The sequence below is a fragment of the Kribbella sp. NPDC051620 genome, assembly GCF_044453825.1.
Taxonomy (GTDB): Bacteria; Actinomycetota; Actinomycetes; order Propionibacteriales; family Kribbellaceae; genus Kribbella.
Genome location: NZ_JBITDB010000005.1, coordinates 49370 through 68984 on the forward strand (window position 1 = coordinate 49370; position 19615 = coordinate 68984).

The following is a 19615-nucleotide window of genomic DNA, read 5'->3' on the forward strand; positions in this document are numbered from 1 at the left end:
CTGGCACAGAGCGCTCCAGCCCAGTCATCCGACGTGTGACAACAACCTCATCAACCGGCCGTAACCACTTCGTGGGTCTTCGCATCGGGCTCCAGGAAGCGCAGCAACGCATCGCCTTCACGCTCAAGCTCGGCTGCGGTCTTCTTCAGCGTCTTGCCGAAAGGCGTCAGCGTGAGAGTGGCCACACCACGCTTCTTCTCCGCCGTCCACAGCCCGGCGACCAGCCCGTCCACCAGGTACGTCGACTTGATCCGCAGGTTCTTCGTGAACACGGCCGGACGGTGCTCATCGGCAATGATTCGTTGGCGTTTCGCGTGTGCCAGCAGCAGATTGTCGAACTCCGGCAGGAATCGAACCGGTACTCCCAGGTCCTCCGACGGCCGCGGCGCACCCGGTACGTCGTACAGCGTCTTGCCGTTGGAGTCGGCGAGCACCTCGAGGTCCATCGAGTCGAACAACTGCTTGCCCCGCGGGAGCCCCGACCAGGTCTGGAAGTCGGCGGACGTGGCCGGCCCGAACGCCTCCAGATAGCGGACGGCCAGCTCCTGCGGCACCGCCTTGCGCGGCAACTTCTTGCCGATCCACTGCTCAGCAGGCGTGAACCGTCCGTTGGCGGTCCATCCCCAGCGGGTCTCGGCCGGCGCGATGATCAGCGGCACCATCATCCGCGTGCAGAACCCGAGAGCCCGGTCGTTCACCTTCGGGAACTCCGCCTGCAGGGCGTCCCGCACCTCGGTGAACGTCAACGGCTGCACCGCCAGGAGCTTGCGGGCCGCCGCAGCCACCTTCTCGGGCTCGAGCCCGGCAGCCCGGTCCCCGAGCAGCTTCAGCCCTGCCTCGAGCATGGGGGCGAGCGTCGTACGGAACCGCAGATAGTCCTCGGCGGTGACCAGATGCAGGGTGCCGCGGTAGAACGTCGCCCGTACTACCTCACGCGACTCGACGGCGGCCGTCAGATCGCTGTCGGCGAACTCGGCCAGCCGCGTCCACAACCCGACGTACGGGTGCTTCGGCTCCTGCCCCTGCATGCCCGCGAGCCGCTCGACCGCCTCGACGACAGACACCTCACTGCGCTCCACCAGGAGCTGTCGGGCGAGCGTCGCACGGTTGATGGCCCGCGGGCTGAGTGTTTCCATGCGCGTCAGGCTAGAGCAGCCCGGGCCTCGATGAAGGCGGCCACCACCCGCTCGACGTCTTCGGTCGAGTGCGCCGACGAGAGCTGGGTGCGGATCCGCGCCTTGCCCTTCGGGACGACCGGGTAGGAGAAGGCGATCACGTAGACGCCGAGCTCGAGCAACTTGTCGGCCAGCCGGCCGGCCTCGGCGGCGTCGCCGATCATCACCGGCGAGATCGGGTGGTCGCCGGGCAGGACGTCGAAACCTGCCTCGGTCATCTTCGCGCGGAACAGCTTCGTGTTGGCGGCGAGCTGGTCGCGCAGCTCGGTCGAGCCGCCGATCAGCTGCAGGGCCTTCAAGGAGGCAGCCGTGACGGACGGCGCCAGCGAGTTCGAGAACAGGTACGGACGCGAACGCTGACGCAGCAGCTCGACGATCTCGCGGCGCGCCGACACATAGCCACCCGACGCCCCACCGAGCGCCTTGCCCAGCGTCCCGGTCAGCACATCGATCCGGTCCTGTACTCCGAACAGCGACGGCGTACCCGCGCCGTCGGGCCCGACGAAGCCGACCGCATGCGAGTCGTCGACCATCACCAGCGCGTCGTACCGCTCGGCCAGGTCGCAGATCTCGTCCAGCGGCGCGACGTAGCCGTCCATCGAGAACACGCCGTCGGTGGCGATCAACCGGTACCGGGCGTCCGCCGCGTCCTTCAGCTGAGCCTCGAGGTCGGCCATGTCGCGGTTCTTGTACCTGTACCGCTGAGCCTTGGACAGCCGGATGCCGTCGATGATGCTGGCGTGGTTGAGCTCGTCGGAGATGACCGCGTCCTCGGCGCCGAGCAACGTCTCGAACAATCCGCCGTTGGCATCGAAGCAGGAGCTGTAGAGGATCGTGTCCTCCTGGCCGAGGAAGTTGCTCAGGGCATCCTCGAGGTCCTTGTGGATCTGCTGGGTACCGCAGATGAAGCGCACCGACGCCATCCCGAAACCCCAACGATCCAAGGCATCCCGGGCCGCCGCGATCACTTCGGGGTGGTCGGCCAGGCCGAGGTAGTTGTTGGCGCAGAAGTTCAGCACCTCGTTGCCCGAGGCAACCGAGATCGACGCGTTCTGCGGTGAGCTGATCACCCGCTCGGACTTGTACAGCCCGGCGTCGCGGATCTCGCCGATCGTGCTGGTCAGGTCGTCGCGCATCCGGCCGAACATCAGTGCTTCTCCTCCAGGTCGGTCCAGTCCAGGATCACTTTGCCGCAGTCACCCTCGCGGGCGACGTCGAAGGCCTGCTCGAAGTTCCCGGCAGCGAACCGGTGGGTGATCACCGGCGCGAGGTCGAGCCCGCGCTCCAGCATCACCGACATCGAGTACCAGGTCTCGAACATCTCCCGGCCGTAGATGCCCTTGATGGTCAGCATGTTGAGCACCACCGTGCCCCAGTCGATCGCGATCTCGTCAGCGGGCAGCCCGAGCATGGCGATCTTGCCGCCGTGGTTCATGTTCGCCAGCATGTCGCGCAGCGCGGCCGGCTGGCCGGACATCTCCATCCCGACGTCGAAGCCCTCGCGCATGCCGAGCTCGCGCTGGGCGTCGGCGATGGTCTGTTCGCGGACGTTCACCGCCTGGGTGACGCCGATCTTGCGGGCCAGTTCGAGCCGGTAGTCGGACAGGTCGGTGATCACCACGTTGCGCGCGCCGGCGTGCAGCGCGACGGCGGCGGCCATGATGCCGATCGGGCCCGCGCCGGTGATCAGCACGTCCTCGCCGACGACCGGGAACGACAGCGCCGTGTGCACCGCGTTGCCGAACGGATCGAAGATCGCGGCGACGTCGAGGTCGACCGGGTCGCGGTGCACCCAGACGTTGGTGGCCGGCAGCTTCACGTACTCCGCGAACGCGCCCGCCACGTGGACGCCGAGGCCGCGCGTCTTGATGCAGAGATGCCGGCGGCCGGCCCGGCAGTTGCGGCACCGGCCGCAGACGAGGTGACCCTCGCCGCTGACCAGGTCACCGACGGCGACGTCACGGACGCCGGCGCCGATCTCCACCACTTCGCCGCAGAACTCGTGGCCGGTCACCATCGGTACCGGCACGTTCTTCTGTGCCCAGGAGTCCCAGCTCTGGATGTGCAGATCGGTCCCGCATAGACCCGTCCGCTTGACCTTGATCAGTACCTCGTCCGCCTCGATCCGCGGCTCGGGCACATCCTGCAGCCAGAGCCCCGGCTTGCTCTCGGCCTTGACCAGCGCCTTCACCCCTACCTCCTGAAAGTGGTTGCTCCGCACATCGTCGTCCCGCGCAACCACCCCCGTCCATCGACACGACGTACAAAGCCTTTGCAGTACTTCTGCATACTTAGGGCCATGGGTCGGGGCGTCGTACGTGGTCTGGGAGTCGTCCTGCTGGTGGCCGGGCTGGGGTTGCTCGGGTGGGTGGGGTGGCAGTACTTCGGGACCGGGATCACCTCGAACCACGCGATGGACGACCTCAGGCGCGACCTGCACGACGACTGGCAGCCGCAAACGCAGAAACCACCGGCTGCGAAGGCGGAGGCTGGTACGCCGATCGTGCTGCTGCGGATCCCCAAGTTCGGCAAGGACTGGGAGAAGCCTGTCGTGGAAGGGGTCGGCAAGAGCGACCTGACCAAAGGCATCGGGCACTATCCACAGACCCAGTTGCCGGGGGAGCCGGGCAATTTCGCCGTCGCCGGGCACCGGGTCACGCACGGCTCGCCGTTCCGCAGGCTGCTGGAACTGAAGAAGGGCGACCAGGTCATCGTCGAGACTGCCGACACCGTCTATACGTACGAACTGGATGGCTCGCCCCGCGACCTGACCGTCGAACCCACCGCCAACTGGGTGCTCGAACCAGTCCCGGGCAAGCCTCGCGAGACGCCGGCCGGCTCGACCATCACCCTCACCACCTGCCAGGACCTCTTCCACTCCCCGGACCGCTCGGTTGCCTTCGGCCACCTGGTGAAAGCGCACAAGAAGTAAGCTGCGGCCTCATGACTTCTGATCGCGCTGCGCTGCTGGACCAGGTCAAGACCAAGGCGATCGTGCACGGGAAGGTCACGCTGGCCTCGGGCAAGGAGGCCAACTACTACGTCGACCTGCGCCGGATCACGCTGGACGCCGAGGCGGCGCCGCTGATCGGCCCGGCCCTGCTGGAGCTGACCGCGGATCTCGAGTACGACGCGGTCGGCGGGCTCACGCTCGGCGCGGACCCGGTGGCGATGTCGATGCTGCACGCGGCCGCCCAGCAGGGGCGCAAGCTGGACGCGTTCGTCGTACGGAAGGCCGAGAAGACGCACGGGCTGCAGCGCCGGATCGAGGGCCCGGACGTGAAGGGCCGCCGGGTGCTCGCCGTGGAGGACACCTCCACCACTGGTGGCTCGGTCCTCACCGCGGTCGAGGCACTGCGCGAGGCGGGCGCCGAGGTGGTCGCCGTCGCGGTGATCGTCGACCGTGCGACCGGCGCCCAGGAGAAGGTCGAGTCCGAAGGGCTGGAGTACCGCTCGGTCTTCGGCCTCGAGGAGCTGGGTCTCAACTCTTGACCGTCGTGGCGGTGCTCGCCGTTGGTCTGCTGATCGGCGGCGGGGTCGCCTACGTCAACTACCTGAACGCGAAGAAGCGCCGGGAGGCGTTCGCCGCCTTCGCTGCTCAACAAGGCTTCAGCTACCAGCCGGAGAACCACGCTCTGGCCGGGCAATGGGCCGGTACTCCGTTCCGGACCGGCGACCACCGGCGGGTCCGCAACGTCCTCACCGGCGCCCACCAGGGCCGTCAGGTCGTTGCCTTCGACTACAGCTATCAGACCCACACGACGAACAAGGGCCGGCGTACGACGACCACCCACAAGTTCGGTGTCGTGGTGATGCGGCTGCCGGGCGCGCTGCCACGGCTGGAGGTCACCCAGGAAGGGCTGTTCGGTGGGGCGGTCGCCAACGCGCTTGGCTTCGGTGACCTGCGTTTCGAGAGCGAACAGTTCAATCGCTCCTTTCACGTCCTGGCCGACGACGAGCGCTTCGGGCACGCCGTCATTCACCCGCAGATGATGGAGATGCTGCTCGCCCGCGGTGAGATCGGCTGGCGGATCGAGGGCGACTCTTTGATCGGCTGGGACGCCGGCCCCCACTCACCCACCGAGGTGATGAACCGCCTGACCCTGCTCGACCTCGTCATCGACAACATCCCCCCGTACGTCTGGCGCGACTACGCGGGCATCGACGTCCGCGTCGAGTGAGCCCCACCGGCCCCGTTCGCGGTTAGAGTCGGCTGGGAGTCTCAGCCAACACTCGGGAGCAGGGAAATGACCCTCGTCATCGTCATCATCGTCGCGGTCGTCGTGATTGCGGCCATCGCGCTGATGGTCTCGTACAACCGGTTCGTCAAGCAGCGGAACCTGATCCAGGAGTCCTGGCGGCAGATCGACGTCGAGCTGCACCGGCGCTACGACCTGATCCCGAACCTGGTCGAGACCGTCCGGGCGTTCGCCGCGCACGAGCGGCACGTGTTCGAGGAGGTCGCCCGGCTGCGGACCCAGGCGGTCAACGTGCAGGGAGCTTCGCCGGAGCAGCGGGCGGCGGCGGAGGGTGAGCTGTCCGGCGCGCTGCGGCAGATGATGATCTCGGTCGAGGCCTACCCGCAGATCCAGTCGAACCAGAACTTTCTCAACCTGCAGCGCGAGCTGACCGACACCGAGGACCGGATCGCGGCCGGCCGGCGGTTCTACAACGCCAACGTCGGGGACTACAACACCCGGGTCGAGTCGTTCCCGTCGAACGTGATCGCGGGCCGGTTCAAGTTCGAGAAGGCCGGCTACTTCGAGGTCAAGGACGAGCAGGTCCGCTCGGTCCCGCAGGTCTCGTTCGGCACCATCGGCTCGGTCGAGGGCGAGCAGGCGCAGCCGCAGATGCAGCCGGGCGCGCAGTCGTCGGGCCAGATCCAGCCGCAGATGCCGGGTCAGCCGCAGCAGCAGCCGCAGTTCCCGCCGGCCGGCGGTCAGCCGCCGTACCAGGGCCAGCCTCCCGTAGGCCAGCCGCCGGTCGGCGGGCCGCCTGCGGGATCCCCCGGTCCGCAGGACGGCCAGCCGCCCTTCACCGGCGGTCAGTAACCGACCACCAGCGGTCAGATAGGGCGCTGAGCCTCCCTCCAGCCAGTGCCCCAATGGCCGTTGCTCAGCGTCCTACGAATGGTCCCTCGAATTCAGGCCCGGGGACGACGACGGTCAGTTCGTCACCCCCGGGCCTGCCCTCCCCCCGGTACCACCGACCACGATGCCGGGCCCGGATACATCGCGCGTACATCGCGACGTACATCGCACCCGCCGAACCTTCCCGGCGGGGCGGGCGGGATGACACCATGGGGCGGGCCAACAGTTGAGAGGGCGATCAAGTGGACAGTCTGAGGTACGAGATCCTCGGACCTCTGCGTCTCTCTCACGTCCAAGGCCAGCCCCTACGCGCCAGTAAGCCGCGCCAGCTGCTCGCGACGCTCCTGCTGCACCCCAACCGGTTCGTCTCCATCGACCTGATCGCCGACGCGCTCTGGGAGGGCAACCCGCCTCGCTCGGCGACGGCGAACATCCGTACCTACGTCCGGGCCCTGCGCGGAGTCCTGGAGGACGCCGGGCTGGTCGCCCCGATCGACACCTCCGCGGCCGGCTACAGCATCGGGGTCGGCGTCGACGAGCTCGACGCGAGCCTGTTCGAGTCCCTGCTCGCAGAGGGTGGTCACTTGCGCGATGCGGGTGACAAGCGCGAGGCCATGCTCGTACTGTCGCGCGCATACTCCCTGTGGCGCGGGCACCCGCTCGAGGACCTGACCATCCCGTCCGCGTGGGAGGGCTCGATCGCGCGCCTCGACGCGCAGTACCGAGGACTGGTCGACACACTGCTCGACCTGCGCCTTGAGTACGGCGACGCCAGCGGAGCCGCGGTCCTGCTCAGCGGTCGCCTCACCGAGGACCCGTACGACGAACAGCTCTGGCGGCGACTGGTTGACGCCCTACTGGCCGCCGGGCGAACCGGCGAAGCCAGGGCGGCGTACGCGAAAGCAGTGCAGACCCTGGCCGACGAGCTGGACGTCAAGCCCGGCCCGGAGCTCCAAGCAGCCGGTGCCCGTGCAGAGAACGGCCGCTCGGCCAACTGGCCCGACCCTGGCATCCCGGCAGCGATCCGTACTACCCAACCCGCCGAGCCCGAGCCTGCCGGCCCCATGGCGTCGCCGGTGCTCACTGAGCCGCACCGCCCGCCCAGCCAGCTCCCACTCGACCTGTCCGACTTCAGTGGACGGCAGCAGCACTTGGAGCAACTGCGTGACCTGGTCTGCGGCCGGGACCCCGTTCGGCCGCCAATCGCGGTGATCTCCGGTGCTCCGGGCACTGGCAAGACCTCGCTCGCTGTCCGGCTCGGCCACTTGGTCCGGGAGTCGTTCCCGGACGGGCAGATCTACCTGGACATGCGGGGCGCTACCGAGCCGCGCGATCCAGCGGGCGCGCTGACCGACCTGCTGCTGAGTCTCAACATGCCGGATTCCGCAGTACCGGCCGATCCTGAGCGGCGGTCAGCCACGCTGCGATCGGAGCTCGCCAGCCGCCGGGTGCTGATCATCCTCGACGACGTCGCCGCGGCGAGCCAGATCGCGCCGCTGATGCCGGGCACGGGGGCATCGGCCGTCGTCATCACCAGCCGGAACCGCTTGATGGATCTGGCCGGCGCGGACAGCACGCCACTCGACACCTTTGACGACGGCGAGGCGGCCGAGCTGCTCCGCCGGGTCGCGGGAGCGGGCCGGGTCGACACCAACTCCGCGGCGGTCAACGAGATCCTCGAGGCCTGCGGCAACCTTCCGCTGGCGATCCGGATCGTCGCCAGCCGCCTTGCCCAGCGCCCCGACCTCAGCCCGGCCGAGCTGGCGCGCAGGCTTCGCGACGAGACCCACCGGTTGGATGAGCTGAGCATCGGCGAGCTGGCCGTCCGTACCAGTGCCGACCTGAGCTACGACGCACTCAGCCAGGAGGAGGCCCGGCTGTACCGGCTCATCGGGCACTTCGCAGTCGGTGAGTTCTCGGCCCGCATCCTGGAGTCGATCGCCACGCCTGCCTCCGTACGGCACAGCATGGACCGGCTGATCGAGGTCAACCTGGTCCAGATCAGCACGGTCGACGCGAACGGTACTGCGCGCTACCGCGTGCACGACTTGCTCCGCTTGCATGCCATCGGGGTCGGCGACGACGAGCAGAAGGCACAGGCCATCAAGGACCTGCGCACTGTCTTCGAATCGCTGCTGCACAAGGTCCGCCGGGCCAGTGCGGCACTACCGTTCGGGTACTTCGGCACGCTCGAGCACACCGGCCCACTGCTCGCCCCGGACCCGCAGCCGTTCACCCCGTCGGACGCGATCGCCTGGTTCGACGCCGAGCGGTCCACCTTCGCCCCGGCGATCCGGGCAGCGGCGCAGAACGGACTGCACGACTACGCCTGGCGGATTGCGGCCGCCTGGGGTCCGTACCTCGACATGCGCGCGTACTACGACGACTGGAACGAGTCGCACCAGCCCGGCCTGGCCAGCGCGATCGCTTGCGGTGACCAGCGCGGCGAGGCGATCCTGCGGCGCAACCTGGGCCAGCTCGCGATCTACCGCGACGACTGGGACGTGGCTTGGGAGCATCTCACCGAGGGCGCCGCGATCTTCGACGAGATCGGGGATCGTCAGGGAGCCGGCATCGTCGCGGTCGGTCTCGGGACCTGGCTGCGCGAGCGTGGCCGGCCGGACGAGAGCCTCGCGCAATACGAGCGAGCCGTGGAGGCGCTGGTCGAGGTCGGCGACAAGAACGGTGAGGCGGTGGCCCGCAGCGCGGCCGCGTCGATCTGGTTGAGCCGCAATGACACCGTCGTCGCCGGCCGGTACCTGGCCGAGGCGTTCCTGCTCGGCGTACGGCTCGGGGACGCGCACCGGGAGGCGAAGGTCCGGCGCCGGATCGCTCAGCTCCGGATGCACCAGGGCCGCAACGACCAGGCGGTGCGCCAGTTGCAGGCGTCGCTGGCCATCTTCAACAGCCTGGGTGACGACCACTGCGCGGCGTACGGGCGAGCTGAGCTGGGGCAGGCGTTCGTCGGCGTCGGCGACGAGGCGGCGGCCCGGCGGATGCTGCTGGACGCGATCGCGATCGGTCACCGGCTGGGGGACCGCAGCGTCGAGGGGCAGGCGGCGTACGACCTGGGCCGGCTCTACGCGAGCGCGGGGAATGTGGACTTCGCGCGCCGGTATCTCGATCGCGCGGCCCGCGTGTGGCAGCTCGTTGCCAACGACACCAAGGCCGGTCAGGCGCGCGCCGCGCTCGCGGAGCTGACCACGGATCTCGCGGCCGGCTGATTTCGCCTTCTGCGCAACGGATTCGTCGCCCTGCGTAGTTACATTACGCAATGTACGGCGGCTGTATGCGCTCAGGACAAGCTTCTACTCACCACGGCAAAGGCCGGAGGATGGGGGAGCACGGCCATGGGGGAGATTGTTGTGGAAGGCCAAGCTGTCCAGTGGGCGGCAAACCCACGGGACACCGAGGCCGCGCTGAGCTGGCAGCTGGAACGGGTGGGGTCAGGGGCCTGGCAGGACTGGTCGCTGAAGTTCCAGCGGATGGCTTTCGGCTTTGCCCAGGACAGCGGTTGGCACGATCCGGAAGACGCGTTGCGATGGCTCGACCACCACGCCCTGCTGCACGAAGGGGCTGCGCCACGGGGGGCGCTGGTCTGGTACCAGGCGGCCGACCGGGTCCGGGTGGCTTGTTCACTCGGGTCCAGCCAGGTGGTCGGGCCATTGCCTTGCGGCCAGGTCGACACCACCGACCTGCTGGAGCTCAGCACCGACTACGTCTGGTCAGACCCGCACTTTCCTTTTGGGCACTGACCGTTCGGGCACTGAGCTTTCAGTGCTTGCGACGGTGTGAGACGGGCTGCTCGAGCTGCGCCTCGATGCCGTCGGCGAGCTTGCCGCGGCCGCGGCGCTTGGCCAGCACGAACTCGACCAGCATCGGGACCAGCGAGATCAGCACCAGCAAGATCAGGGCCGACTCGAGGTGGTCGTGGACGACCTTGACCTTGCCCAGGGCGTGGCCGAGCAGAGTGATGCCGGTGGCCCACAGGACCGCGCCGATGCCGGTCCAGAGGAAGAACTTCTTCGGGTCCATCTTGCCGGCGCCGGCCACGATCGTGATGAAGGTGCGCACGATCGGGACGAACCGGGCCAGTACCAGCGCGCGTGGGCCGTACCGCTCGAAGAAGTCGTGGGTCTGCTCGATGTACTTCGGTTTCAGGAACCGGGCGTTCGGGTTCTTGAACAGCGTCGTGCCGAGCCCGCGGCCGATGTAGTAGCCGGAGACGTTGCCCAGGAACGCGGCCGCGGTCAGGATCACGCAGGCCAGCCAGAGCGGGACGTCGATGTTGCCGCGAGCGATGAACAGGCCGACCGCGAACAGCAGCGAGTCGCCCGGCAGGATCGGGAACAGCAGCCCGCACTCGATGAAGACGACCGCGGCCGTGCCCCAGAGTGACCAGTCACCCAGCCAGTTCAGCAGGTACTCGGGGTCCATCCAGTTCGGCATCAGCATCGCGACCATTCTCAGCACGCGGACAGGGTAGCGTCCCCACCCATGCAGGAAGCCAATCGAGACAACGCTCCTGACCTTGTTGGGGCCGACCTGGTCGGTACCGCGGAGGTCGGCGTCGGGCCCTGGCAGGGCGAGCTGCCGGACGATCCTCGGTACGACCCGGAGCTGCTCGCGGCCGGTGATCGGCGCAATGTGGTGGACAAGTATCGGTACTGGCGGCTGGAGGCGATCGTCGAGGACCTCGACACCCAGCGCAACCCGTTCCACGTCGCGATCGAGAACTGGCAGCACGACCTGAACATCGGCTCGGTCGTCCGGACTGCGAACGCCTTCCTGGCGCGCGAGGTGCACATCGTCGGCAACCGCAAGTGGAATCGCCGCGGCGCGATGGTCACCGACCGCTACCAGCACGTCCGCCACCATCCCCAGCTCGCGGACCTCGCCGCGTACGCCGAAGAGCACAAGCTGGCCGTCATCGGCATCGACAACCTGCCCGGCTCCGTCCCGTTGGAGACCTACGAACTGCCCACCGACTGCGTCCTGCTCTTCGGCCAGGAAGGCCCCGGCCTCACCGAAGAGGCCCACAAGATCTGTACCGACGTCCTCTCGATCGCGCAATTCGGCTCCACCCGCTCCATCAACGCCAGCGCGGCGGCGGCCATCGCGATGCACGCCTGGATCCGCCGCCACACCTTCGATCAGAAGGTCTGAAAACTTGTCGGGTCAGGGGCCGTAACCCCGACCTGGCGAGCGGCGTTGGAGGTGTTGTCAGTCCCAACTCGGGCGGGGACGACGCCATGCTTCAGCATGCGTTGGTTCGGGGTCAGGTACGACCGTGGGGGAAGTATGAGTTCGAATTTGCATGTCCGCCGGGCCGTGGAGATCGGCGAGATCGCGCAGGTCGAGATCGCGCGACCGGCGAATCTCAGCCAGCTGGAAGAGATCTGGGGCGCGCTGGTGCACGAGGTCGCCACCGTGCAGGCGATCTCGACGGCTGCCGTGGAAGCACGCAGCGACGAGTCGCGGGTGGCTTTGCTCAAGTTGCTCGAAGCGGAGACCGCCGAGGTCGTTGCCCTGGTCGAAGAAGTCGGCCGCGAATTTCCGACGCCAGTGAGCCACGCCTCCTGAAGGGCGTTCTACTGTGTGTTCCTCCAGGGGTTTCGGGAGGAGTCGTCGATGGTGCCGTGGGCCGATCATGCGATCTGGTGGCACGTCTACCCGTTGGGGTTCGCCGGGGCTGAGCCGGCGGCGTTGCCGGCCGGGTTCCGGACAGCACGGCTCGGGCGGCTGGAGAACTGGCTCGATTATGTGATCGAGCTGGGCTGCTCCGGCCTGCTGCTGGGGCCGATCTTCGAGTCGGAGACGCACGGCTACGACACGATCGACCACTTCCGGATCGACCCGCGGCTGGGCGACTACGAGGACTTCGACTCGCTGGTTGCCGCGGCCAGGCAACGCGGGTTGCGGATCCTGCTCGACGGCGTCTTCAACCATGTCGCCCGCGGCTTCGCGGCGCCGCCGGAGTGGTTCAGGCAGTTGCCGGACGGGTCAATCGCCACCTTCGAGGGTCACCAGCACCTGCTCGTGCTCAATCACGAGGAGCCGGCCGTTCGCGAGCATGTCATCGAGGTGATGTGCCATTGGCTCGAGCGCGGCATCGACGGGTGGCGGCTGGACGCGGCGTACGCAGTACCGGCTGAGTTCTGGCGTGCGGTGTTGTCGCAGGTGCGTGAGCGGTTCCCGGAAGCGTGGTTTGTCGGCGAGCTGATCCATGGCGACTACGCCGGCTATGCCGCGACGAGCACGCTCGACTCGATCACGCAGTACGAGCTGTGGAAGGCGATCTGGAGTTCGCTGAACGACCGGAACTTCTTCGAGCTGGCGTACGCGCTGGAGCGGCACCAGCAACTCGTCGACCCGCTGGTGCCGCAGACCTTCGTCGGCAACCACGACGTGACGCGCATCGCCAGCAAGCTGGACGATCCACGCCACCTGGGTCACGCGCTGGCGGTCCTGTTCTCGGTGGCCGGCATCCCCAGCATCTACGCGGGTGATGAGCAAGCCATGCAGGGCATCAAGGAGGACAGGGTCGGTGGGGACGACGCGATCCGCCCTGAGTTCCCGGACAAGCCAAGCGAACTGGCCAACCCGCACTGGGAGACGTACCGGCTGCACCAGCGGCTGATCGGCGTACGGCGTCGCAATGCGTGGCTGACACGGTCGCGGACCAAGGTCGCCCACCTGACGAACCAGGCCCTCGCACTGCGCTCCGGTGACGCGCGCGGCCAGCTACTGCTGCTCCTGAACGTAGGAGACGAGGCCTACCGCTTCCCAGTGGAAGTGGCAGGCCTCGTCATCGCAGCGCAGTCGGATCCTGGTCACCTACCGGAAGATCCATTGCTTGTACCAGCGCACGGCTGGCTAGTGCTGGCTACCGGCTGAGCAAAGCCCGGAACGCGTCGCTCAGCGCAGCAGTGGGGTCGGTAGGCAGGTCATGCGAGCGGTAGGCGATATGCGCGTCCGGGCGAACCAGTAGACAGCCGTTGTCGGTGATCTCGCGCAGCCGCGCCCAGTCGCCATACAGGTCGTCCAGCTCGCGACCAGGGCCGACCACGAACGCCTCCACTTCCACGCCGGTCTCCTCCGCGATCGCCCGGGCAGCCTTGACCCAGGCCTCGCCACCGATACCGGTGAGCAGGGTGAAGCGGCCCTTGCCGACCACGTCCAGCGTGCTGACGGTTTCGGTGCCCCTGGTCAACCAGCAGTGCGGGATCCGCGCGCCCGGCCAGGTGGTCGGGTGGTAGTAGAGCTCGGGATCCCTGGTGTACGACGGTTCCTCGGTACCGTCCGGGATGACCGCACCCGACTTGTAGCGCTGCCCCAGCTCCACACCGTGCGCGTTGAACTCGTAGTCCTTGAGCTCGATCGCCTTGCGCAGCTCCTCGCGCTGCGCGGCACCCTCAGGGGAGTCGTCCTTGCGCGAGTCGATCGTCCGGCCCGCCGGAGCGTCCGGAGTCATCCCGAGCGCGTGGAAGATCTGCCCGAACTGCGTGCGGCTCTTGTTCGCGCGATCCACGATCTGCTTGGCGATCGGGGTGCGCTCCTCGTCATAGCTGTCCAGCAGCTTCGGCGACGCCTGCCCCTTGAGGACGAGCGCGAGCTTCCACGCCAGGTTGTACGCGTCCTGGATCGAGGTGTTCGAACCGAGCCCGTTCGACGGCGGGTGCCGGTGGATCGCGTCACCCATGCAGAACACCCGGCCGACCGACGCCTTCTCGGCATACATGTGGTTGACGCTCCAGACCGAGGTGCCCTTCAGCTTCACGTCGATCGTGTCGTCACCCACCAGGTTGTGCACGATCTCGGTCGCCATCGCCTCGTCGGCGACCGGCGCGGGCTGGTTGATGTCGTAGCCCCAGACGACCAGCCACTCGTTCCACGGCCGGACCATCCGGACCAGCCCGGCGCCGATCCCACCGATCTGGGCACCTGGCTGAAGTACCCAGTAGAGAACGCTCGGCCGGTGCGCGACGTACTTCGACAGGTCGGCCTCGAAGACGATGTTCATCGAGCCCTCGATGTCCATCGCGCCGGCCATCGGCAGCCCGATGTCCTGGGCGACCTTGCTCCGGCCGCCGTCCGCGCCGATCAGGTACTTCGCCCGGATCTGGTACGTCTCACCCGACAGCCGGTCGCGGACGGTCGCGGTCACGCCGTCGTCATCCTGCTCCAGCGACACGTACTCCGTGTCGAACCGCAAACGGGCGCCGCGGCTGGCCGCAGTACTGACCAGGATCGGCTCGAACAGCGTCTGCGGGAGGTCGCAGGGGAGCGTCGGGCTCGCCTCGGTGTAGTCGGCGAGGCGCTGCGGATGCGTTCCCCAGGTGCGGATCCGGCCGATCTCCTCACCGGCGAGGCTTGTGCAGAAGGCGGTCTGGCCCATCAGCGCGTGCTCGGTGCCTTTGGTGGTGATCTGGTCCTCAATGCCCATGTCGCGCATCAGCTCGATCGTGCGCTGATTGGTGATGTGGGCCCGCGGGGTGTTCGCTGTCCAGCCGTAGCGGGTCAGTACTACGTTGTCGATCCCGTAGCTGGACAGGAACAGGGAGGCGGCTCCGCCGGCCGGGCCGGTGCCGACGATCAGCACATCGGTTTCCATCACAATGATCGGGTCTCCTCGGTGGTGGCGAGCACCAAGTCGTACTGAACGGTCGAGTAGGGCTGGTCGAGGACGCGGCCGTCAGGCGCCGTACCGGCAGGGTGCTCGGTGAACTCGGCGATCAGCGAGTCCTTCACGCCGAAGACGGCGTCGTCGTGCAGGTGCTCGTCGCCGGCGGCGAAGACATGCGTGATGAGTCTCGAGAAGCCGGGCGCCGTCACCATGAAGTGGATGTGGGCCGGGCGCATCGGGCCACGTCCGGCGGCCCGCAGCAGTTCGCCGACCGGGCCGTCGTCCGGGATCGGGTAGGCGACCGGACGGACCGCCCAGAACGAGTAGTTGCCATCGGCATCGGTCCTCAGATGACCGCGGTTCTGCGGCCCGTCGAGGTTCTTCTGGACGTCGTAGAAGCCGTCCTCGTCGGCCTGCCAGGTCTCCACCAGCGCGTTTGCGATGGGACGTCCCTGCAGGTCCAGGACGCGCCCTGTCACCAGGCAGGGCTGACCGGGCGCGCCGTTGGACAGGTCGTCGCCGAGCTTGATCTCGGGCGAACCCTCGACGAAGAACGGCCCGAACACGGTCGACTGGGTGGCGCCCTCCGGCTTCTTGTTGCCCAGGCCGACGGTCAGCATGGACAACCCGAGTACGTCGGACAGCAACACGAACTCCTGCCGCGTGCCGGTGGACTTGTGGCCGGTTCGGGTGAGGAAGTCGATCCCGGTGAACCACTCCTCCTCGGTCAGCTCGACCTCGCGGGCGAACTCGTGCAGATGGCGGACCAGCGCGCTCAGCACCGTCTTGGTGCGCTCGTCTTGACTGCCGCCGAAACTCGCGACGACCGCGTCGGTGAGCTCGTCCCCTGCCAGATCCATGTCGCTCCTCATGCCTCGATGACCATTGCGATTCCTTGACCGACACCGATACAGAGGGTCGCCAAGCCGTAACCACCGCCACGACGGCGCAACTCGTGCGCCAGCGTGGTCAGAATTCGGGTACCGGAGCTGCCGAGCGGGTGCCCGAGCGCGATCGCTCCGCCGTTCACGTTCACCTTCGTACGGTCCAGTTCGGGCCATTCGCCCAAGCAGGCCAGGCTTTGCGCGGCGTACGCCTCGTTGAGTTCGACCAGGGTGAGGTCGTCCCAGCCGATGCCGGCCTTGGCGAGAGCCTTGCGCGATGCCTCGACGGGGGCGATACCGAAGTACTGGGGTTCTACGCCGTGCACCGCCCGGCTGACGATCCGGGCCAAGGGATTGATGCCCAGACTTTGCGCCGTTGCCTCATCGGCGATCAGTACTGCGGACGCGCCGTCGTTGAGGGTGGAGGCGTTGCCCGCGGTGACCGTGCCGTCGTCGCGGAAGGCCGGCTTGAGCTTCGCCATCACTTCCGGCGTTCCGCCGTCACGGATGGATTCGTCCCGGGAGAGCGGCGTGGTCTTCTTCGGGAGGATCGGCGCGAGGTGCTCCCAGGGCACGATCTCGGCGTCGAACTTGCCGGCGGCCCAGGCTTTGCCGGCCTTCTCGTGGCTCTCGAGGGCGAAGAGGTCCTGTGCCTCGCGACCGACGTTGTAGCGGTCGGCGAGTTGCTCGGTGGCTTCGCCGAGCGAGACGGTCCACTCCTTCGGCATCCGCGGATTGACGAGTCGCCAGCCGAGGGAGGTGGACTCGGCCATCACGCTGCCGTGCGGGTAGGCCTTGTCCGGCTTGGGTAGCACCCAGGGCGCCCGGCTCATCGACTCGACGCCACCGGCCACGACGAGGGATGCGTCGCCGGTCTCGATTGCTCTTGCTGCTTGGATCGCGGCCTCCAGCCCGGAACCGCAGAGTCGGTTGACGGTGGTACCGGGAACGCTGGTCGGGTAGCCGGCAAGGAGAGCGGCCATTCGAGCTACGTCGCGGTTCTCTTCACCGGCGCCGTTCGCGTTGCCGAGGAACACATCGTCGATCAAGGCTGGGTCGAGGCCGGGGTGCCTGACCAGCAGCTCTCGGAGGGTTGCCGCGGCGAGGTCGTCGGGTCGTCCGCCGGCTAGCGCACCGCCCAGCTTGCCGACGGGCGTGCGTACCGCGTCCAACAGATAGGCGGATCTCATGATGCTCCTTCGGGGCGCTCGCCGGCCCAGGCGCGGGCGAGGATGTCTCGTACGTCAGTGCCGGTCTTGGCCTCGAAGCTTTCTGCTGCTTCAACCGACTTGGCCTCGGACAGACCGAGCTCGCGCAGGCTGGTCGGCACGTGGGCCGTGGTGAACAGGTCGAACAGCCCGGCGGCCAGGTCGGTCGTGTCCAGCGCGGCCTCGAGTCTCGCCTTCGCGCGGGGGACCTCTGGCGCCTTCACCCTGGTGACCTGCGGGAGAACGGCTGCGTGGGTCTCCGCGTGCGGGAGGTTGTAGGTGCCGCCGAGGAGATGACAGAGTTTGTGGTGCAATCCGGTTCCCGCACTGGCCAGCGCTGAGCCGGCCAGTGAAGCGCCGTACAAGAGGTTGCTTCTAGCATCTAAATCGGTAGGGCTTACCAGCACCTGTAGCAGTCCCTCGCGGAGGGCGCGCGCACCTTCGACCGCGATGACCTCGGTGATCGGATCAGCCTTCTCGGTCCAGGTCGCCTCCACACAGTGCGCCAGCGCATTGGCAACACTCGCCGCAGTCACCTTCAACGGCAACTGCTGACTGAGCACCGGGTCATAGACAACGGTCTTCGGCAGGACTTTGAGATCGGTGCCGGTTGTCTTGTCTCCGCCTTCGGTTTGACCCCAGACCGGAGTCATCTCCGATCCGGAGTACGTGGTCGGTACGGCGACGATCGGTAGCTCTGCGGTGAGAGCGATGGCTTTCGCAAGGCCGATTGCCGAGCCTCCACCGATCGCGATGATGCCCGTGGCCCCCACCTCGCGCGCTTTGGCGCGGGCGGCGTCGGCCTTTTCCTTCGGGACGTGTTGGGTGACCTCGTCGATCCGGCCGGCGAAGCTGTCAGCGAGGGAGCGCTCGACCAGGTCTGCCCAGTCGCGGGCGGACCTGGTGGCGATCAGCAGTACCCGGTCGGTACCGAGCAGGGCGACCTCGTCGGCTACCCGATCGAGCGAGCCGGCGCCGAGAACGACCCGGCTGGCCAGGCCGACGTGGGTGAAGGACTCAGGCATCGAACAGCTCCCGGTTCCGCAGTTTCCGAAGGGCATCCAGCTCGACCTCGGTCGGCTCCGCAACGAACTCGAGGCTGTCAGCAACCTTCAACGGCCAACCCGTCGCCGCGACCGCCTGCTCGACCGTCACGCCCGGGTGCAGCCGCGTCATGGTCAGCTCGTTGGTCGCCGGGTCCGGCTGAAGTACCCCGTGATCCGTGATCACCAGCGTCGGCCCCGCGCCCGGCGCCTGCCGTTCGCGACCGGTCGGCCCGTACCCGACCGACGAGATGAAGTCGACCCGCTCGACGAACGTCCGCGGCGACTGCTTCACGATCACGATCACCCGGCCGGCCGCCGCCGCGATCTCCGGCGCCCCGCCCGCACCGGGCAACCGGACCTTCGGATCCGCGTGCGCACCGATCACCGTCGTGTTGATGTTCCCGAACCGATCGATCTGCGCCGCCCCGAGGAAGCCGACGTCGATCCGCCCCGCCCCGACCCAGAAGTTGAACATCTCCGGCACCGACACCACCGACACCGCCGTCGCTGCCAGATCATCGTCACCGATCGACAGCGGCAACTTCCTCGGCTTCGCGTCGATCGCCCCCGACTCGTAGACGAGCCGGCAGTTCGGCGCGTGCGTACGCCGGGCCAGGTTGGCCGCCAGATTCGGCGGCCCGACGCCGACCAGGCACACGTCGCCGTCGAGCAGCTCGCGCGCCGCGGCGACGTTCATCATGTCCGCGCTCGTCCACTCAGACATCGCTGGTCTCCTTGAGATCGTTCTCCGCAGCCCAGGCGAGGAAGGACTCGCGATCGCGCGATACCGCATCCCATTGCTGGTAGAAGTCGTTGTCCCGCACCGAATACCCAGCGGCGTACGACGGCCAAGCGCCGTTCGGTACGACGCTCACCGCCGACAGCACCCAGTTCGGCAGGATCACCGCGCCGGTGCGCTCGGGGAACTCGTCCACCACCTCTTCCACGGTGACGATGGCTCGCTTGGCGGCGAGTACTGCCTCCCGCTGCACCCCAGTGATCCCCCAGAGCATCACGTTGCCCTCGCGATCAGCCAGCTGCGCATGGATCACCGCCACATCCGGGTTCACCGCCTTCACCGCGGCCAACTCCTCGCCAGTGAATGGGCAGGTGACCCGGCTGATGATGTCTCGCTGCTCCTCCAGGTCAGTACCGCGGTAGCCCCGCAGTACTGCGAACGGCAGCCGTGCAGCCCCAGCGGAGTAGGCATTGGCCAGCCCTGCGTGGCTGTGCTCGTGTACTACGAGCCGGTGCGGCCAGTGGTTCTCCACTGCATCGCGCAGCCGGTGCAGCGACCCGACGCCCGGGTTGCCGCCGTACGAGAAGACGATTTCGTCAGCGCAGCCCAGACCGATCAGCTGGTCGTAGATGAGGTCGGGCGTCATCCGCACCAGCGTCAGGTGCCGCCTTCCCTGCCGGGCGATCTCGTGGGCCGCCGCGAACGGGATGAGGTGGGTGAATCCCTCCAGCGCGACCGTGTCCCCGTCGTGGACGTGCGCGGCGATCGCCTCGGCGAGGGGCACTGGACTTGTCATCAGCAACTCCGCTGGAGATGTTTTCGTGCTAAGATTTCGCTCAGCGAAAGA

At 67.8% G+C, this 19615-nt stretch carries 19 protein-coding genes; 9 read left to right on the forward strand and 10 right to left on the reverse strand.

The genetic code is table 11. The features are described from left to right. Positions 1-50: 50 nt before the first annotated feature. The 3 genes from ACIA12_RS24750 to tdh are packed head-to-tail and all read right to left on the reverse strand — an operon-like array spanning position 51 to position 3366. The gene (locus ACIA12_RS24750; RefSeq protein ID WP_396369455.1) at positions 51-1136 is read right to left on the reverse strand and encodes a winged helix DNA-binding domain-containing protein; all 1086 of its coding nucleotides are present in this window, start codon (positions 1134-1136) and stop codon (positions 51-53) included. A 5-nt stretch (positions 1137-1141) separates the two neighbouring features. Further along, positions 1142-2323: a glycine C-acetyltransferase gene (locus tag ACIA12_RS24755; protein ID WP_396369456.1), complete on the reverse strand. Its 1182-nt coding sequence runs from the start codon at positions 2321-2323 to the stop codon at positions 1142-1144. After that, positions 2323-3366 (reverse strand): L-threonine 3-dehydrogenase, encoded by a 1044-nt coding sequence (gene tdh, locus ACIA12_RS24760; protein ID WP_396369457.1) that lies wholly within the window; start codon positions 3364-3366, stop codon positions 2323-2325. Before tdh ends, ACIA12_RS24755 begins: the two co-directional genes overlap by 1 nt. Positions 3367-3474: 108 nt before the next feature. Between tdh and ACIA12_RS24765 the strand changes: the two genes are divergently transcribed. The 6 genes from ACIA12_RS24765 (at position 3475) to ACIA12_RS24790 (ending at position 10020) form a co-directional block, all read left to right on the forward strand. Next, positions 3475-4107, forward strand: coding sequence for a class E sortase (locus ACIA12_RS24765; RefSeq protein ID WP_396369458.1), 633 nt, complete (start codon positions 3475-3477; stop codon positions 4105-4107). Between the two features lie 11 nt (positions 4108-4118). After that, on the forward strand, positions 4119-4667 hold the full coding sequence (gene pyrE, locus ACIA12_RS24770; protein ID WP_396369459.1) for an orotate phosphoribosyltransferase: 549 nt from the start codon (positions 4119-4121) through the stop codon (positions 4665-4667). A 5-nt stretch (positions 4668-4672) separates the two neighbouring features. Beyond that, entirely contained in the window at positions 4673-5356 is a 684-nt protein-coding gene (locus ACIA12_RS24775) for a hypothetical protein (protein ID WP_396370419.1), read from the forward strand. A gap of 66 nt (positions 5357-5422) precedes the next feature. Continuing rightward, positions 5423-6226 (forward strand): LemA family protein, encoded by an 804-nt coding sequence (locus ACIA12_RS24780; RefSeq protein WP_396369460.1) that lies wholly within the window; start codon positions 5423-5425, stop codon positions 6224-6226. 281 nt (positions 6227-6507) lie between these two features. Further along, the gene (locus ACIA12_RS24785; RefSeq protein ID WP_396369461.1) at positions 6508-9489 is read left to right on the forward strand and encodes an AfsR/SARP family transcriptional regulator; all 2982 of its coding nucleotides are present in this window, start codon (positions 6508-6510) and stop codon (positions 9487-9489) included. Positions 9490-9615: 126 nt separating this feature from the next. Beyond that, positions 9616-10020 carry a hypothetical protein gene (locus ACIA12_RS24790; RefSeq protein WP_396369462.1) on the forward strand — a complete coding sequence of 135 codons (405 nt, stop codon included), beginning with the start codon at positions 9616-9618 and terminating at the stop codon, positions 10018-10020. 19 nt (positions 10021-10039) lie between these two features. Here the strand turns inward: ACIA12_RS24790 and ACIA12_RS24795 are convergent, their stop codons facing one another. Further along, positions 10040-10729 (reverse strand): DedA family protein, encoded by a 690-nt coding sequence (locus tag ACIA12_RS24795; RefSeq protein ID WP_396370420.1) that lies wholly within the window; start codon positions 10727-10729, stop codon positions 10040-10042. Between the two features lie 33 nt (positions 10730-10762). Here ACIA12_RS24795 and ACIA12_RS24800 point away from each other — a divergent pair, with 33 nt between their 5' ends. The 3 genes from ACIA12_RS24800 (at position 10763) to ACIA12_RS24810 (ending at position 13162) form a co-directional block, all read left to right on the forward strand. Beyond that, positions 10763-11431 carry a TrmH family RNA methyltransferase gene (locus ACIA12_RS24800; RefSeq protein WP_396369463.1) on the forward strand — a complete coding sequence of 223 codons (669 nt, stop codon included), beginning with the start codon at positions 10763-10765 and terminating at the stop codon, positions 11429-11431. A gap of 135 nt (positions 11432-11566) precedes the next feature. Further along, the gene (locus ACIA12_RS24805; RefSeq protein ID WP_396369464.1) at positions 11567-11848 is read left to right on the forward strand and encodes a hypothetical protein; all 282 of its coding nucleotides are present in this window, start codon (positions 11567-11569) and stop codon (positions 11846-11848) included. A gap of 48 nt (positions 11849-11896) precedes the next feature. After that, entirely contained in the window at positions 11897-13162 is a 1266-nt protein-coding gene (locus tag ACIA12_RS24810; RefSeq protein ID WP_396369465.1) for an alpha-amylase family glycosyl hydrolase, read from the forward strand. Here ACIA12_RS24810 and ACIA12_RS24815 read toward each other — a convergent pair. Genes ACIA12_RS24815 through ACIA12_RS24840 form a run of 6 tightly spaced genes read right to left on the reverse strand, consistent with a single transcriptional unit; the run spans position 13152 to position 19564 of the window. Further along, complete coding sequence (locus ACIA12_RS24815; RefSeq protein WP_396369466.1) at positions 13152-14879, reverse strand: FAD-dependent oxidoreductase; 1728 nt, start codon at positions 14877-14879, stop codon at positions 13152-13154. The two genes, ACIA12_RS24810 and ACIA12_RS24815, sit on opposite strands and share 11 nt — an antisense overlap. Beyond that, positions 14879-15751 (reverse strand): intradiol ring-cleavage dioxygenase, encoded by an 873-nt coding sequence (locus ACIA12_RS24820; RefSeq protein ID WP_396369467.1) that lies wholly within the window; start codon positions 15749-15751, stop codon positions 14879-14881. Before ACIA12_RS24820 ends, ACIA12_RS24815 begins: the two co-directional genes overlap by 1 nt. Positions 15752-15759: 8 nt before the next feature. Continuing rightward, on the reverse strand, positions 15760-16965 hold the full coding sequence (locus tag ACIA12_RS24825; RefSeq protein ID WP_396369468.1) for a thiolase family protein: 1206 nt from the start codon (positions 16963-16965) through the stop codon (positions 15760-15762). Beyond that, positions 16962-18008: a maleylacetate reductase gene (locus ACIA12_RS24830; RefSeq protein ID WP_396369469.1), complete on the reverse strand. Its 1047-nt coding sequence runs from the start codon at positions 18006-18008 to the stop codon at positions 16962-16964. Before ACIA12_RS24830 ends, ACIA12_RS24825 begins: the two co-directional genes overlap by 4 nt. Continuing rightward, on the reverse strand, positions 18001-18753 hold the full coding sequence (locus ACIA12_RS24835) for a CoA-transferase subunit beta (protein WP_396369470.1): 753 nt from the start codon (positions 18751-18753) through the stop codon (positions 18001-18003). The genes ACIA12_RS24830 and ACIA12_RS24835 overlap by 8 nt, the downstream gene beginning before the upstream one ends. Then, entirely contained in the window at positions 18746-19564 is an 819-nt protein-coding gene (locus tag ACIA12_RS24840) for a CoA-transferase (RefSeq protein WP_363814394.1), read from the reverse strand. Before ACIA12_RS24840 ends, ACIA12_RS24835 begins: the two co-directional genes overlap by 8 nt. Positions 19565-19615: the final 51 nt, after the last annotated feature.